Origin of the sequence: Massilia sp. ST3, from assembly GCF_018119405.1 — a bacterium.
Lineage (GTDB): Bacteria > Pseudomonadota > Gammaproteobacteria > Burkholderiales > Burkholderiaceae_D > Telluria.
In genome coordinates this window covers 42,689-56,636 of the sequence record NZ_JAGPWC010000013.1, presented here as the reverse complement: position 1 = coordinate 56,636, position 13,948 = coordinate 42,689, and the positions used below count along the sequence as shown (strand labels likewise).

General features: G+C 65.8%; 17 protein-coding genes. 8 read left to right on the top strand and 9 right to left on the bottom strand.

All coding sequences use genetic code 11. The features are described 5' to 3' along the window. The first annotated feature begins 176 nt into the window (after positions 1–176). From rplU to KBW98_RS06465, 6 genes are all read left to right on the top strand, one after another. Positions 177–488, top strand: a complete 312-nt coding sequence (gene rplU, locus KBW98_RS06490) for a 50S ribosomal protein L21 (RefSeq protein WP_211519308.1) — start codon at positions 177–179, stop codon at positions 486–488. Positions 489–525: 37 nt separating this feature from the next. Continuing rightward, positions 526–798: a 50S ribosomal protein L27 gene (gene rpmA, locus KBW98_RS06485; RefSeq protein WP_005668438.1), complete on the top strand. Its 273-nt coding sequence runs from the start codon at positions 526–528 to the stop codon at positions 796–798. A gap of 102 nt (positions 799–900) precedes the next feature. After that, the gene (gene cgtA, locus KBW98_RS06480; protein WP_211519307.1) at positions 901–2,013 is read left to right on the top strand and encodes an Obg family GTPase CgtA; all 1,113 of its coding nucleotides are present in this window, start codon (positions 901–903) and stop codon (positions 2,011–2,013) included. Further along, complete coding sequence (locus KBW98_RS06475) at positions 2,003–2,440, top strand: hypothetical protein (protein WP_229429023.1); 438 nt, start codon at positions 2,003–2,005, stop codon at positions 2,438–2,440. The genes cgtA and KBW98_RS06475 overlap by 11 nt, the downstream gene beginning before the upstream one ends. Further along, positions 2,437–3,555 (top strand): glutamate 5-kinase, encoded by a 1,119-nt coding sequence (gene proB, locus KBW98_RS06470; RefSeq protein WP_211519306.1) that lies wholly within the window; start codon positions 2,437–2,439, stop codon positions 3,553–3,555. The genes KBW98_RS06475 and proB overlap by 4 nt, the downstream gene beginning before the upstream one ends. 160 nt (positions 3,556–3,715) lie before the next feature. Further along, a complete protein-coding gene (locus KBW98_RS06465; RefSeq protein ID WP_211519305.1) occupies positions 3,716–5,320 on the top strand; it encodes a methyl-accepting chemotaxis protein in 1,605 nt (534 codons plus the stop codon). Here the strand turns inward: KBW98_RS06465 and nth are convergent. Both nth and rsxB read right to left on the bottom strand, forming a co-directional pair. Next, positions 5,317–5,994, bottom strand: a complete 678-nt coding sequence (gene nth / locus KBW98_RS06460) for an endonuclease III (RefSeq protein ID WP_211519304.1) — start codon at positions 5,992–5,994, stop codon at positions 5,317–5,319. The two genes, KBW98_RS06465 and nth, sit on opposite strands and share 4 nt — an antisense overlap. Before the next feature lie 7 nt (positions 5,995–6,001). After that, positions 6,002–6,685 (bottom strand): electron transport complex subunit RsxB, encoded by a 684-nt coding sequence (gene rsxB / locus KBW98_RS06455; RefSeq protein WP_211519303.1) that lies wholly within the window; start codon positions 6,683–6,685, stop codon positions 6,002–6,004. A 192-nt stretch (positions 6,686–6,877) separates the two neighbouring features. On the opposite strand from rsxB, the gene KBW98_RS06450 reads away from it, so the two are divergent. Further along, entirely contained in the window at positions 6,878–7,228 is a 351-nt protein-coding gene (locus tag KBW98_RS06450) for an RcnB family protein (protein ID WP_211519302.1), read from the top strand. A gap of 199 nt (positions 7,229–7,427) precedes the next feature. Here KBW98_RS06450 and KBW98_RS06445 read toward each other — a convergent pair whose 3' ends face one another. From KBW98_RS06445 to KBW98_RS06425, 5 genes are all read right to left on the bottom strand, one after another. Then, on the bottom strand, positions 7,428–8,663 hold the full coding sequence (locus KBW98_RS06445; protein ID WP_211519301.1) for a polyhydroxyalkanoate depolymerase: 1,236 nt from the start codon (positions 8,661–8,663) through the stop codon (positions 7,428–7,430). Positions 8,664–9,090: 427 nt separating this feature from the next. Then, complete coding sequence (locus tag KBW98_RS06440) at positions 9,091–10,188, bottom strand: NAD(P)/FAD-dependent oxidoreductase (RefSeq protein ID WP_229429022.1); 1,098 nt, start codon at positions 10,186–10,188, stop codon at positions 9,091–9,093. A gap of 110 nt (positions 10,189–10,298) precedes the next feature. Further along, positions 10,299–10,622: a ferredoxin FdxA gene (gene fdxA, locus KBW98_RS06435; protein WP_211519300.1), complete on the bottom strand. Its 324-nt coding sequence runs from the start codon at positions 10,620–10,622 to the stop codon at positions 10,299–10,301. 261 nt (positions 10,623–10,883) lie between these two features. After that, positions 10,884–11,159 carry a protealysin inhibitor emfourin gene (locus KBW98_RS06430; RefSeq protein WP_211519299.1) on the bottom strand — a complete coding sequence of 92 codons (276 nt, stop codon included), beginning with the start codon at positions 11,157–11,159 and terminating at the stop codon, positions 10,884–10,886. Continuing rightward, positions 11,156–12,598 carry a hypothetical protein gene (locus KBW98_RS06425; protein ID WP_211519298.1) on the bottom strand — a complete coding sequence of 481 codons (1,443 nt, stop codon included), beginning with the start codon at positions 12,596–12,598 and terminating at the stop codon, positions 11,156–11,158. The genes KBW98_RS06430 and KBW98_RS06425 overlap by 4 nt, the downstream gene beginning before the upstream one ends. Before the next feature lie 177 nt (positions 12,599–12,775). Here KBW98_RS06425 and KBW98_RS06420 point away from each other — a divergent pair, with 177 nt between their 5' ends. Beyond that, the gene (locus tag KBW98_RS06420; protein ID WP_211519297.1) at positions 12,776–13,057 is read left to right on the top strand and encodes a polyhydroxyalkanoic acid system family protein; all 282 of its coding nucleotides are present in this window, start codon (positions 12,776–12,778) and stop codon (positions 13,055–13,057) included. 49 nt (positions 13,058–13,106) lie between these two features. Here the strand turns inward: KBW98_RS06420 and KBW98_RS06415 are convergent, their stop codons facing one another. Further along, entirely contained in the window at positions 13,107–13,361 is a 255-nt protein-coding gene (locus tag KBW98_RS06415; protein ID WP_211519296.1) for an acyl-CoA-binding protein, read from the bottom strand. A gap of 151 nt (positions 13,362–13,512) precedes the next feature. Next, entirely contained in the window at positions 13,513–13,869 is a 357-nt protein-coding gene (locus KBW98_RS06410) for an FKBP-type peptidyl-prolyl cis-trans isomerase (RefSeq protein ID WP_211519295.1), read from the bottom strand. Between the last annotated feature and the right edge of the window lie 79 nt (positions 13,870–13,948).

The following is a 13,948-nucleotide window of genomic DNA, read 5'->3' as shown; positions in this document are numbered from 1 at the left end:
GGCGCGCCCCTGCCGTTGGTCTGCTGCCACGCCGTCCGGCCGCCTGGATGTCACTTTGACGCGTGGCAGCAATTTATGTATAATCCTCTGTTCCCCGGCATCCAAGCAGTCCAGCGAGCAGTGTTGCGCTGGTGCGCCGTTGGGATTCTTTTAACATTTAACGAGGTTTCTCAATCATGTACGCGGTCATAAAAACCGGTGGCAAGCAATACAAAGTTGTCGCTGGCGAAAAACTCAAAGTAGAACAGATACCGGCAGACATTGGTTCCGAACTCACGATCGATCAGGTCCTCGCCGTTGGCGCGGGCGACAGCATCAAGTTTGGTGCTCCGCTGGTCGACGGTGCTTCGGTGCTGGTGAAAGTGGTTTCGCATGGTCGTCACGACAAGGTCCGTATCTTCAAGATGCGCCGTCGTAAGCACTACCAGAAGCGTCAGGGCCACCGCCAGAACTTCACCGAAATCCAGATCGTCTCGATCAACGGCTAATCGCCGTCCGGACACCCAGTCATAAGGAGCATTAGAAATGGCACACAAAAAAGGCGGCGGCACTACGCGAAACGGCCGTGATTCAGAAAGCAAACGCCTTGGCGTGAAGGTGTACGGCGGCCAGGCGATCAACGCCGGCGGCATCATCATCCGCCAGCGTGGTACCCCGGTGCGCGCAGGCGCCAACGTCGGTACCGGCAAGGACCACACCCTGTTCGCCCTGGTGGACGGCACGGTCAAGTTCGTCAAGCAAGGCGTGGGCTCGAAGCAGTTCGTGACCGTCGTTGCGAACGAAGCAGTCGCAGCGTAATTTACGCACGCGCCGCGACACGCGGCGCTCTTTGTAAGGCGCAAGCCTTCCATCGAAAGGCTCTGCCCACGGTAGGGCCTTTTTAGTTTTTTGGCGGTCACCATGAAGTTTATCGACGAAGCAAGAATTGAAGTCATCGCAGGCGACGGCGGCAACGGGTGCGCCTCGTTCCGTCGCGAGAAGTTCCGCCCATTCGGCGGGCCGGACGGCGGCGACGGCGGCAAGGGCGGCTCGATCTGGGTGGTCGCCGACCGTAACATCAACACCCTGGTGGACTTCCGCTACTCCAAGGTGCACAACGCCCGCAACGGCGAACCGGGCCGCGGCTCGGATTGCTACGGCAAGGGCGCGGAAGACGTCACCCTGCGCATGCCGGTGGGCACCCTGATCGTCGACGACGTCAACGGCGAGATCGTTGCCGACCTGACCGAGCATGGCCAGACCGAACTGCTGGCCAAGGGCGGCGAGGGCGGCTGGGGCAACATCCACTTCAAGACCTCGACCAACCGCGCGCCGCGCCAGAAGACCGAGGGCAAGGAAGGCGAGCGCCGCACCTTGCGCCTGGAGCTGAAGGTGCTGGCCGACGTGGGCCTGCTGGGCATGCCGAACGCGGGCAAGTCGACCTTCATCACCGCCGTCTCGAACGCCAAGCCGAAGATCGCCGACTACCCGTTTACGACCCTGCATCCGAACCTCGGCGTGGTGCGCGTGTCGCACGCGAAGAGCTTCGTGATCGCCGACATTCCGGGCCTGATCGAGGGCGCCGCCGAAGGCGCCGGCCTGGGCCACCAGTTCCTGCGCCACCTGTCGCGCACCGGCCTGCTGCTGCACATCGTCGATGTGGCGCCGATGGACGGCAAGACCGATCCGGTCAAGGAAGCCAAGGCCCTGGTCAAGGAACTCGAGAAGTACGACGCCGAGCTGCTCAACAAGCCGCGCTGGCTGGTGCTCAACAAGCTCGACGTGGTGCCGGAAGAAGAGCGCAAGAAGGTCGCCAAGGACTTCGTCAAGCGCATGGGCTTCAAGGGCCCGGTGTTCGAGATCTCGGCCCTGAACCGCGAAGGCTGCGAAGACCTGGTGCACGCGATCTATCAGTACCTGGAAGAAAAGCGCCACGTCGAACAGCGCGCCGAGGAAAAGCAGATGACCGAGGAAGCGCGCACCATCTCGTCCATCGATCCGGACGATCCCCGCTTCAAGATCCTTGAAGACTGATACCGCAGCGTCCTTGGCTGCGCCCGCGTCATCCAAGCGCGCCTGGTGGCGCGTCCAGCTGCTGCAGCTGGTCGCGACCACCAGTTCGCTGGCCGCGCTCGCGGCCATGCTCGACCCCGACCGCATCGCCACCTCGATGGGTCTGTTTCTCGTTGGCGTGAACGGCTACAGCCAGTTCTACGCCATCTACGTCGGAGTGCGCCTCGCCACCGCGGGGCTGGCTCTGCTGGCGTCCAGACAGGTTGACCAACCCGTCCTCGGCGACCTCACCGCAGTATTCCTCCTGGCCCAGCCGGCCGGCCGCCTGGTCGCAGCGTTTGCGATCGGCCTGCCCACGGGCGTATTATTTGTCGTCTGCGCGGTCGAGCTGCTGGCAGGACTCTCCCTGCTGGCCCTGCGGCCGCGAGGGAAAATCCTGTCGCCATGAACTCCGTCCTCCAGTCCTCCTCCCGCATCATCGTCAAGGTCGGCTCCTCGCTCGTCACGAACGAGGGCCAGGGCCTGGATCACACCGCCATCGCCCGCTGGGCGTCCCAGATCGCTGCCCTGCGCGCCCTCGGCAAGGAAGTCGTGCTGGTGTCTTCCGGCGCGATCGCCGAAGGCATGCTGCGCCTGGGCTTCGCCAGCCGCCCGACCGACATCCACGAGCTGCAGGCCTGCGCCGCCGTCGGCCAGATGGGCCTGGCCCAGATCTACGAAACCAGCTTCCGCACCCACGGCATCAAGACCGCCCAGGTGCTGCTGACCCATGCCGACCTGGCCGACCGCGAACGCTACCTGAACGCGCGCTCGACCCTCACCACCCTGCTGCGCCTGGGCGTGGTCCCGATCATCAACGAGAACGACACCGTGGTGACCGACGAGATCAAGTTCGGCGACAACGACACCCTCGGCGCCCTGGTCGCGAACCTGATCGAGGCCGACGCGCTGGTGATCCTGACCGACCAGCGCGGCCTGTTCTCCGCCGATCCGCGCAAGGACCCGCAAGCGCGGCTGATCGGCGAAGCCCGCGCCGGCGATCCGGCGCTGGAAGCCATGGCCGGCGGCGCCGGCAGCAGCATCGGGCGCGGCGGCATGCTGACCAAGGTGCTGGCCGCGCGCCGCGCCGCCCGCTCCGGCGCCCACACTGTGATCGCCTGGGGGCGCGAGGAAGACGTCCTGACCCGCCTGGCCCGGGGCGAGGCGATCGGCACCCAGCTCACCGCCGCCACCGGTCGCCTGACGGCGCGCCGCCAGTGGATGGTCGATCACCTGCATACCACCGGCGAGGTGGTGATCGACGCCGGCGCGGCTCAGAAGCTGACCCGAGAAGGCAAGTCGCTGCTGCCGATCGGGGTATTGGCGGTGAACGGCGAATTCGGCCGCGGCCAGGTGATCACCTGTGTCGATGAGGGCGGCCGGGCGCTGGCGCGCGGGCTGACCAACTACGCCAGCAGCGAGGTGCGCCGCATCATGCGCCACGCCTCGAGCGAGATCGAGGGCATCCTGGGCTTCGTCGAAGGCCCTGAATTGGTGCATCGCGATAACATGGTCCTGCTGTAGAAGGTGGGCACTTGCTCACACTGTGGGCTCGTTGCACGGCCGAGACAGTGGGTGAGAATGGGTGAGTATTTACAGCGATAAACTTTTTCCATGGTCGTGTAACTGGATAGACTGGAAGTATCGATTGTGCGGATGCACACTTACTTTACAGGGGATATCCATGAAATTGAGCCGCAAGCTGCCGCTTGGCTTTGCCGCCGTTACCTTGCTGGTTGCCTGCGCCGGTTTCTTCGGCGTGGCGCAGATGAACCGCTCGGTCGACAGCTACCGTACCGCCGTCACGCAGGCCGGCGAGGCGCAACGGGTGCAGTCCCTGCTGTCGGAGTTCCGCAAGCAGCTCCAGGAATGGAAGAACACCCTCCTGCGCGGCAAGGACGAAGAGCAGCGCAAGAAGTACTGGGACGCTTTCCAGAAAAGCGAAGCGGAGGTCGGCGGCCAGGTGAAAGCCTTGCAGGCCCGCCTGCCGGCTGGGGAAGTGCAGGAACTGGTCAGCCGTTTCGGCGCCGCCCACGCGGCCATGGGCCAGGATTACCGCCGCGGCTACGCCGACTTCACAGCCGCCGGTTTCGATCCCGCCGCGGGCGACGCCGCGGTCAAGGGCAAGGACCGTGCACCGGCCGAACTGCTGGACCAGGCCGAGAAAGCCATGTCCGCGCGCAGCGCCGCCAGCGCCGCCCAGGCCGGCGAACTCGGCGCCCGCGCCACCTTCCTGAGCTACCTGTTCATGCTGCTCGGTTCGGTAGCCGCGGTGGTGGCCGGCGTGCTGGTGTCGCGTTCGATCACCCGCCCGCTGGGCGAGGCCGTCGAAGCCGCCAAGAGCGTGGCGGCGGGCGACCTGCGCACCCAGATCAGCATCCGCAGCGACGACGAAACCGGCCAGCTGCTGCTGGCGCTGAAGGACATGTCCGCCAGCCTCAACCGCATCGTGCTGCAGGTGCGCGGGGGCGCCGAGACCATCGCCGTCGCTTCCGACGAGATCGCCCAGGGTAACCTCGACCTGTCCAGCCGTACCGAGATGCAGGCCGGCGCGCTCGAGGAAACCGCATCCTCGATGGAAGAACTGACCTCGACCGTGCAGCAGAATGCCGACAACGCGCGCCAGGCCAGCCAGCTGGCCGTGTCGGCGGTCGACGTGGCCGCCAGGGGCGGCAAGGTGGTCGAGCAGGTGGTCGACACCATGGCCTCGATCAATGCCTCGTCGCGCAAGATCGTCGACATCATCGGCGTCATCGACGGCATCGCCTTCCAGACCAATATCCTGGCGCTGAATGCGGCGGTCGAGGCCGCCCGTGCGGGCGAGCAGGGCCGCGGCTTCGCGGTGGTGGCGAGCGAGGTGCGCAACCTGGCGCAGCGCTCGGCCACCGCGGCCAAGGAAATCAAGGCCCTGATCGGCGAATCAAGCGAACGCGTGGAAGCCGGGAATCGCCTGGTCGGTGAAGCAGGCGCGACGATGAGCGAGATCGTCGACAGCGTGCGCCACGTGATGGACATCATTTCGGAAATCAGCGCCGCCAGCCAGGAGCAGGGCGCCGGCATCGCCCAAGTCAACGTGGCGATCGGCGAGATGGATTCGGCCACCCAGCAGAACGCGGCCCTGGTCGAGGAAGCGGCGGCGGCGGCCCAGTCGCTGCGCGAGCAGACCGTGGCCCTGACCGAGGTGGTCAGCGTGTTCAAGCTGGACGAGGCGCAAGCGTCTACCGCGCCGGCGACCACCAAGGCGCTGGCCGCGCCGCGCGCCCGTCCGGCGCTGCGCCGGGTGGCTTAGGCTTCGGCCGCCTGGGCCGCGGGATCGAGCACGCCGGCGGGCGCCGGCGTCTTGTCCTTGTACTCGCACAAGTCCACGATCAGGCAGTTCCAGCATTTCGGGCGCCGCGCCACGCAGGTGTAGCGTCCGTGCAGGATCAGCCAGTGGTGGGCGTCGTGCAGGAATTCCTTCGGTACGAACTTGAGCAGCTTCTGCTCGACGATGTCGACGTTCTTGCCCGGCGCGATCTTGGTGCGGTTGGCCACGCGGAAGATATGGGTGTCGACCGCCATGGTCGGCTCGCCGAAGGCGGTGTTCAGCACCACGTTGGCGGTCTTGCGGCCCACTCCGGGCAGCGATTCCAGGGCTTCGCGCGAAGGCGGCACCTCGCCGCCGTACTGCTCCACCAGGATCTGGCAGGTCGCCATCACGTTCTTGGCCTTGGTGTTGTACAGGCCGATCGTCGAGATGTAGGACTTCAATTCCTCCAGCCCCAAGTCCAGGATCTTTTGCGGCGTGTTTGCCACCGGATACAGGCGGCGCGTGGCCTTGTTGACGCCGACGTCGGTCGACTGGGCCGACAGCAGCACCGCGATCAGGAGCTCGAAGGGCGTCGTGAATTCGAGTTCGGTGGTGGGCTTGGGGTTGGCGGCGCGGAAGCGCGTGAAGATCTCGAGGCGTTTGGCAGGGTTCATCGGGACATCAATTCTTGTCGGCCGGCGGGGTGCCGGCGGCTTTCTGGCGCGCGCGTTCCATGGCGGCGGCGATGATGGCGCGCTTGCGTTCCTTCTCGGCCAGTTCTTCCGGCGTGTTGGCCGCCTCGGCCGTGACCGCGCGCATCTTTTCCAGGGCCTTGGCGGCCAGGCGCGCCTCGTTCTCCTCGCGTTCGCGCTGCAGGCGTTCGGCGCGGAAATCGTGGCGCGCGCGGGCGGCGTCGGCCGCCTCCTGCGACCAGGCGTCCCAGCCCGTTGCTTCGCCCGTCACGGGAACCATCGAGATGCAGTCGACCGGGCAGGGCGCCACGCACAGGTCGCAGCCGGTACACAGGCTGGGCAGGATGGTGTGCATCTGCTTGGCCGCGCCCAGAATGGCGTCCACCGGGCAGGCCTGGATGCACAGGGTGCAGCCGATGCATAGCGACTCGTCGATGAAGGCGACCGGACGCGGACGCTCGGCGCCGTTGGCCGGATTGATCGGGATCACCTTGCGGCCGGTGGCGGCGGCCAGGCGGCGCACGCCTTCCATGCCGCCCGGCGGGCACTGGTTGATCTCCGCCTCGCCGCGCGCGATCGCCTCCGCGTACGGGCGGCAGGCGGGATAGCCGCACTTGGTGCATTGCGTCTGCGGCAGCAGGTCTTCGATCTGGTCGGCGAGGGATTCGGTCACAGCGCTGGTCACGGCGGAGCGTTCATGGTAAAGCCGACATTATCCGCCAAAACCCCATGCGATGCGACGGCGCGGTCCGGTGCGCCGCCGGCGCAGCATTCCCGGCAGTATGGTGGCCGAGCGAACAGACGATTCGCGGCGTCCATGGTCTAGTGGGCGAAGACGAGAGAGAGAACCGAGGAGGGCGTTGAGATGAACGAGTTGATCGTACCGGTCTTGCTTGCCGCGCTCCTGTCGAGCGGCCCCGGGGCGCACGCGCAGCAGCGCTCCCACGGCGCGCCGCAGGCCGCGCTGCATGACGCCGGGGGGCAGCAAGGGGAAAAGGGCAAAGCGCGCTACCGCAGCGTGGAAAGCAATGGCGAACTCAAGCGCGGCGAGCAGCTGCCGCCGCGCTACCGCACCCATCACTATGTGATCGAGAACTGGCGCGCCCACAAGCTGAGCGAGCCGCCGCCGGGGCACCAGTGGGTGCAGGCGGGGGCCAGCTATGCGCTGGTGGCGATTGCGACGGGGGTGGTGACGGAGGTGGTGGTGGTGAGGTGAGCTAACACTGCTCTGGGAACTTGGGTCCCGGCCTGCGCCGGGACGACGTTGAGTGAGGGTGACAGTACGGAATCAGCCCGAATCCTGCCACTCGCCTAAAAACCGTCGTCCCCGCGCAGGCCGGGACCCAAGTTCGCAGCCTACCTTCAGCGCAAAAAAATGCCGCGATCTCGCGGCATTTTCCATTCCGCCGAACAGTTCAGCGATTCGCCTGAATAAACTCCGTAATCTTCGGACAAATAATCTCGCGCCAGCGGCGGCCCGAGAAGATGCCATAGTGCCCGCACTTCGGCGCCACGAACTTGAGGTGCTTATCCTTCGGAATCCCGCTGCACAGCTCGTGCGCCGCGCTGGTCTGGCCCAGGCCGGAGATATCGTCCAGCTCGCCTTCCACGGTCATCAGGGCCACCGTCTCGATGTCCTGCGGACGCACCAGCTGGCCGCCGACTTCCCAGGTGCCCTTGGGCAGGCGGTGTTCCTGGAACACAGTCTTGATGGTCTCGAGGTAGTACTCGGCCGGCATGTCCAGCACGGCGTTGTATTCGTCGTAGAACTGGCGGTGCGCCTCGGCCGAATCGTCGTCGCCGCGCACCAGGTGCTGGTAGAACTCGCGGTGGCTCTGGGCGTGGCGGCCCGGGTTCATCGCGATGAACCCCGCGTGCTGCAGGAAGCCCGGATAGACCTTGCGGCCGAAGCCCGGGTAGTTGCCCGGCACCGAATAGATCACGGTGTTCTCGAACCACGAGAAGGGCTTTTCGGTGGCCAGGTCGTTGACCGCGGTCGGCGACTTGCGCGGGTCGATCGGGCCGCCCATCATGGTCATGGTCTTCGGCAGCTTGGCATCCTTGTTGGACGCCATCAGCGAGATCGCGGCCAGCACCGGCACGGTCGGCTGGCACACCGAGATCACGTGCACGTCCGGGCCCAGCAAGCGGATGAAGTCCTGCACGTAATAGATGTAGTCGTGCAGGTGGAAGGGACCGCTCGAGAGCGGCACCATGCGCGCGTCGGTCCAGTCGGTGATGCAGACGTCGTGGTCGACCAGCAGGGCGCGCACGGTGTCGCGCAGCAGGGTGGCGTGGTGGCCCGACAGGGGCGCGACCACCAGCACCTTCGGCTGGTCCAGCGCTGCGAAGGCCTGGTCGCCCATGTCCTTCTTGAAATGCAGGAGCTTGCAGAACGGTTTTTCGACGACCGTGCGTTCCATGATGCCGACGTCTTCGCCTTTGATCTTGACCGAATGGATGCCGAAGGCCGGCTTTTCATAGTCCTTGCCCAAGCGGTACATCAGCTCGTAGCCGGCGGCGATACGCTGGGCGAAAGGGGTGTGCGCGAACGGCGAGACGGGGTTGGAGAATAGTTTCGAGGACGCATCGGCCCACTGCATCAGCGGGGTCAGGAAGGAGCGTTGCATCTCGTGCAGTTGGTAAAGCATAAATAAATCCTTCAGTGGACAGTGCGCGTCGCAATCGTTTGCGCGTAACTGCAATCAATTATATGGGATTGATTTACTTGTGGAAACAGTCGTTTTCAGTCGGCTGCAACGGTATGGTTCACTTGTAGCATATTTGTGCAGTGCGCTTCGGTGAGGCTCCCCACATAAGTTGACATGCCCGTGTTTGTAACGGGAAGTTTGTTGGGTGGGGGTTACTGAACGCACAAAAGGGGAGATTTGTGGTCTTCAGGCAAGCTTCGGTTCCGGCCTTCGCCGCAACGACGTGCTGAGGTAATGGCGACTGATGACTTGGCCACTTGCCTAAAACCGTCGTTCCGGCGACGGCCGGAACCCAAGTTCTTTGCGTACCAGGCAAAAAAAATGCCGCCCATCAGGGCGGCATGCTGGTCGGCTGAAACGACGTGTTTTAGTCGAACACCGGCGTCTCCACACCCAGGATCTTGTGCAGCTTCGGCGACGTGGTCGTGTACTGCATGTGGATCTTCTTGTCCGGGAAGATGTAGGGCGCGGCGCCGAAGGCGGCCAGCGCGGCTTCGTGGAAGCCCGACAGGATCAGCTTCTTCTTGCCCGGGTAGGTGTTGATGTCGCCCACGGCGAAGATGCCCGGCACGTTGGTCTCGAACTTCTCGGTGTCCATGACCTTCAGCTGGCGGCGCTCGATGTCCAGGCCCCACTCGGCGATCGGGCCCAGCTTCGGCGACAGGCCGAAGAAGACCAGCAGCATGTCCAGCGGCACGCGGCGGGTCACGCCGTCGGCGCCGGTCACCTTCACTTCGCTCAGCTTGCCGTCCTTCTCGTCGAAGCCGGTCACCTGGCCGGTGATCAGCTGCATCTCGTACTCGTCGCACAAGGCCTTCATCTTGGCGACCGAGGCCGGGGCGGCGCGGAAGTCTTCGCGGCGGTGCACCAGCACCACCGATTCGGCCTTGCCGACGAAGTTCAGGGCCCAGTCCAGGGCCGAGTCGCCGCCGCCGCAGATGACCAGGTTCTTGCCTTCGAACAGTGCCGGATCCTTGACGCGGTAGAACAGCTGCTCGTTGTCGAACTTGTCGATGCCGTCGACCTTCAGGGTACGCGCCTGGAAGGAACCGACGCCGGCGGCGATGAAGATGGTCTTGGTGATGAAACGGGTGCCGGTCGAGGTCTCGACGTTGAAACGGCTGTCTTCACGGCGCTGGACGGTGGTCACTTCCTGGCCCAGGTGGAAGGTCGGCTCGAAAGGCTCGATCTGCTTGAGCAGGTTGTCGGTCAGTTCCTGGCCGGTGCACACCGGCACGGCCGGGATGTCGTAGATCGGCTTGTCCGGGTACAGTTCCACGCACTGGCCGCCGACGGCCGGCAGCGAATCGATGACGTGGGCCTTGATTTCGAGAAGGCCGAGTTCGAAGACCTGGAACAGGCCGACCGGACCGGCGCCGATGATCACGGCGTCGGCTTCGATGGCGCCGGCGAACGAACTGTTGGGAGCGATGCTGCCCGCTTCGTGGGTGGCACTGATAGTCATGCTTACTTCCTGTGATTTTTGGATGGTGGGGCGATGGCAGGACGACGCTGCCATCGATGGCGACACCCTGCCGGCGCGGTCCGCTCAGGCGGACACGGGCGCCGTCCGCGTCAGCGGGCCAGTTGGCTCAGCTTGTCCTTGACGTCTTTCCATTCTTCCGCGTCGGGCAGGGCCGGCTTGGTCTTGGTGATCGACGGCCAGGAACGGGCCAGATCCGCATTGAGCTTGATAAATTGCTGCTGATCGCCAGGCACGTCCTCTTCGGCATAGATCGCATTCACCGGGCATTCGGCCACGCAAACGGCGCAGTCGATGCACTCGTCGGGGTCGATGGCAAGGAAATTCGGGCCTTCCCGGAAACAATCTACCGGGCATACATCGACGCAGTCGGTATAGCGACAACGGATGCACGATTCGGTGACAACGTGGGTCATAACAGTCCTATCAATGGTGGGGGTGTCGCGGCGCCGGGCGCTTCAAGGGAACGGGTGGGCCGGCGGGACATGCAAAGCACTGTATTTTAGGGCAATTCGGGTTTTCCTACAAATTAGGCTTATACACAATACACATAAGCAAATGAAGGGAAAACCGCGCCGTTGGCGCCAGAAAGCCGCACGAGCGTGCGTTTCCGCCTGGCACGATTGCCCCGTCCGGCGGCACCCGGACGGGGCGCCCGGGCCGTATCCGGCAGCGGGTCAAGCGGTGTTGCGCAAGCCGTCGAGCAGGGTTTGCCAGTCGCCGCCGCTGCCGTCCTCGCGCAGGAAGACCGTGTGGCAGCGCATGCCGTCCTCGACCGTGATTTCCCAGCGCGGCATGTCGGCGCCGACCGGGCAGCCCGGCTCGGCGCCGAAGAAATCGAGCCGGCGCAGCAGGTCTTCCAGGGCCGCGCCCTCGGGCCGGGCGGCGGTGTCGAGCTCGTAGGATTCGGCCAGGCCGGCGAAGCCGCCGCAGGCGCGCGCGCTGATCTTCATGACGCCGCCCCGTCCCTGCTCCTGTCCGCGCCATGGCGGCCGTGGGCCGCGCACCAGCGCGCCAGCGCCTGCGCCTCGCCGTCCAGCACCTGCCCGGCGCGGTGATATTCCGGCAGCTGCATGGTGCCGCAGCAGGCGTGGCGGTCCTGGCGCGCGCCGGGTTCGTCGCAGACACAGGGGGCGAGCCGGGTGCCGGGCCGGTAGTCCTCGGTGAGGGCGCCGCCGGCCTCGACCACGTCGCGGCGGCTGAACTGGTTGCGGATGAAGTTGGCGTAGACCGGCGGACGGCGGTCCTCGACCACCAGGCGGAGCATCTCGTTGACCACGTCGGCATAGCTGGCGGCGTCCCCGGGCGCCGCGATCAGGGCGCGCAGCAACAGGCCGCGCAGGTAGGCGGCAACCCGGTGCAGCACGGCGGCGTCGTCCTCGCGTCCCGGATCGCGTTCGTGGGCGAACAGGTCGGCCAGCACGTCGTAGACGGCGCCGGTGAAGACTTGGGAGATCGCATGCACCTGGGTGCCGGCCTCGCCCAGCCTGAGGTCGTTGTCGGCATTGCGCAGCCCGGTGGTCGAGCCCAGCGCCATCCCGAACTGCTCGGCGATGTCGGCCAGGAAGGACTTGTCGTGCAGGCGCGCCTTGGTCTGGGCCACCACCGCCTCGCACTGGTCGAGCTGGGACAGTGCCAGGAAGATCGCGGTCAGGTCGCCGAAGGCTTCGTGCAGGCCCCCGGTCTGGGGCGGGGCGTCGGCCAGCAGCCAGCGCGGCTTGAGGCCGTCGAGCACGGCGTGGGCGGTCTCGTGGGCCACGATGTCGAAGGAACGGCAGGTATAGACCCGCTCGGTGGCGCCGGTGGGAACGAAGTCGCCGAACTTGAGGCAGGCCTGGGCCCGGCTGTAGAAGGCGTTCATGACGTTCGGCAGGCCGTGCGGGTAGACCTGCAGCGGGCTAGTGTCGGTGCTGGTGTTCCATTGCCAGGGCAAGGGCATGGGCAGGCCGGCGGCGAGCAGGGCGCGCTGGTACATGGTCAGGGTCTGGCGCACCACGGCGAAGGTGTGCACGGCGTCGAACTGGGGCGTGTCGGGCTGGGTGACGAAGTCGCCGAAGGCGTTCGGCTCCACCGGCGCGATGCCCGGCTCGCCGGGCGCGATGCGGGCGTCGCGCGGGCCGGCCAGCACCACGCCGGGCAGGTAGGCGGGGCGAGTGCCGATCTCGCTCAACGAGGGGTCCTGCTTCCACATCAGCACGCGGGCACCGAAGGCGTGCGGCAGCGGCGGCGCCTCGGTCTGCGCTTCGTGGTCCGGTTCGGCCGGCGTTTCCAGCAGCTGGGCGGCGCGGTGCTGCTGGAGGTAGGGGGCGCTCGGGGTGGGGATGGCGCGCACCGGCGGCTGGGCGCGCTGCGGCGTCTCCAGCTCGTCGGGCAGCAGGGCGGATGGGTCCATGTCGGCTCCTTGCATGATCGGCTTGCGCTTCATGTTCGCGCGCCGGCCGGCTCAGGCATTGACACTCATCAATTGACGTTGCTCCAAGCCGCTGGATGAAGCGGGCTCTGGCATGACCCGCTTCCAGCTGGCATCATGGCGGATTGTCTTGCAATCGATTAGGAAGGAAAGCTTCAGATGGCGGAATTGAACATCGTCCAGCAGCACGCCCTGAGCCGCGATGCGGCGCGCACGGCGGCGGAACAGGTGGCGCAGCGCCTGGCGGCGGAATTCGGGCTGGCTTGCCGCTGGGACGGCGACGTGCTGCGTTTCGAGCGCAGCGGCGTGGATGGGGACTTGCGGCTGGAAGGGCAGAGCGCGGCGCTGCGCATCCGCCTGGGGATGCTGATGAGCGCATTCGCGCCGGCCATCGAGGCCAAGGTGACGGAAAAGATGCGCAAGGTCTTCGCTCCCGCCTGAGGGGAGCGAAGCCGGGCTGGAGGCGCGCCGGCAAGCGGCGCGCGGCCGCTCAGCCCTTCAGTTCCTCGATCAGGTCGATGTACTGCTGCTGGGCGTCTTCCTGCGAGGTGCCCGCCAGCGCCGCCCAGGCGTCGTACTTGGCGCGGTTGACGAAATCGGTCATGCCCGGACGCTCGCCGGTGGCGTCGCCCGCCGAACCCTGCTTGTACAGCGCGTAGATCTTCAGCAAGGTCATGTTGTCGGGACGCTCGGGCAGATTCTTCGAATCCTGCTGGGCCTGGTTGAACTGTTCCTGCAAGCTCATGGAAACTCCTGTGTGGTTGGTTGCTGTGTTTGCCATCAAGGCAAGGCGGCAGGCATCTTAGCGCAGCAGGATAGGGCGTACCGCCGAAACGGCCGCACTTTAGAGGGGAAGCTCAAATGAAAAGGGGCGCCAGGCGCCCCTTCCAGCACGATCAGACGCCGAGCAGGTCGACGTCGAAGATCAGGGTGGCGTTCGGCGGGATCACGCCGCCGGCGCCGCGCGCGCCGTAGCCGAGGCTGGCCGGGATGGTCAGGCGGCGCGAACCGCCGACCTTCATGCCCTGCACGCCTTCGTCCCAGCCGCGGATCACGTGGCCGGCGCCGAGCGCGAACTGGAATGGATCGTTGCGGTCCTTGCTCGAATCGAACTTGGCGCCCGGGGTGCCGTCGTCGTTGCGCAGCCAACCGGTGTAGTGCACGGTGACGTATTGGCCGGCCTTGGCTTCCGGGCCGTCGCCGACGACGGTGTCTTCGTACTGCAGGCCGGAATCAGTGGTAATGGTGGACATGGTCTTCCTTGTTGTTCATGTTGAACGGCGATTGTAGACCATGGGGCGGCAAGGCGTCACGCGCGCCGCGGGCCTCGCG

What these genes read in the sequence shown, in the direction of transcription:
- KBW98_RS06430 (WP_211519299.1), bottom strand. Translation starts at nt 11,159, where the DNA reads ATGAAGATCAGCGCGCGCGCCTGCGGCGGCTTCGCCGGCCTGGCCGAA.
- proB (WP_211519306.1), top strand. Translation starts at nt 2,437, where the DNA reads ATGAACTCCGTCCTCCAGTCCTCCTCCCGCATCATCGTCAAGGTCGGC.
- KBW98_RS06415 (WP_211519296.1), bottom strand. Translation starts at nt 13,361, where the DNA reads ATGAGCTTGCAGGAACAGTTCAACCAGGCCCAGCAGGATTCGAAGAAT.
- cgtA (WP_211519307.1), top strand. Translation starts at nt 901, where the DNA reads ATGAAGTTTATCGACGAAGCAAGAATTGAAGTCATCGCAGGCGACGGC.
- KBW98_RS06420 (WP_211519297.1), top strand. Translation starts at nt 12,776, where the DNA reads ATGGCGGAATTGAACATCGTCCAGCAGCACGCCCTGAGCCGCGATGCG.
- nth (WP_211519304.1), bottom strand. Translation starts at nt 5,994, where the DNA reads ATGAACCCTGCCAAACGCCTCGAGATCTTCACGCGCTTCCGCGCCGCC.
- KBW98_RS06410 (WP_211519295.1), bottom strand. Translation starts at nt 13,869, where the DNA reads ATGTCCACCATTACCACTGATTCCGGCCTGCAGTACGAAGACACCGTC.
- KBW98_RS06445 (WP_211519301.1), bottom strand. Translation starts at nt 8,663, where the DNA reads ATGCTTTACCAACTGCACGAGATGCAACGCTCCTTCCTGACCCCGCTG.
- KBW98_RS06440 (WP_229429022.1), bottom strand. Translation starts at nt 10,188, where the DNA reads ATGACTATCAGTGCCACCCACGAAGCGGGCAGCATCGCTCCCAACAGT.
- fdxA (WP_211519300.1), bottom strand. Translation starts at nt 10,622, where the DNA reads ATGACCCACGTTGTCACCGAATCGTGCATCCGTTGTCGCTATACCGAC.
- KBW98_RS06450 (WP_211519302.1), top strand. Translation starts at nt 6,878, where the DNA reads ATGAACGAGTTGATCGTACCGGTCTTGCTTGCCGCGCTCCTGTCGAGC.
- rplU (WP_211519308.1), top strand. Translation starts at nt 177, where the DNA reads ATGTACGCGGTCATAAAAACCGGTGGCAAGCAATACAAAGTTGTCGCT.
- KBW98_RS06465 (WP_211519305.1), top strand. Translation starts at nt 3,716, where the DNA reads ATGAAATTGAGCCGCAAGCTGCCGCTTGGCTTTGCCGCCGTTACCTTG.
- KBW98_RS06425 (WP_211519298.1), bottom strand. Translation starts at nt 12,598, where the DNA reads ATGGACCCATCCGCCCTGCTGCCCGACGAGCTGGAGACGCCGCAGCGC.
- rpmA (WP_005668438.1), top strand. Translation starts at nt 526, where the DNA reads ATGGCACACAAAAAAGGCGGCGGCACTACGCGAAACGGCCGTGATTCA.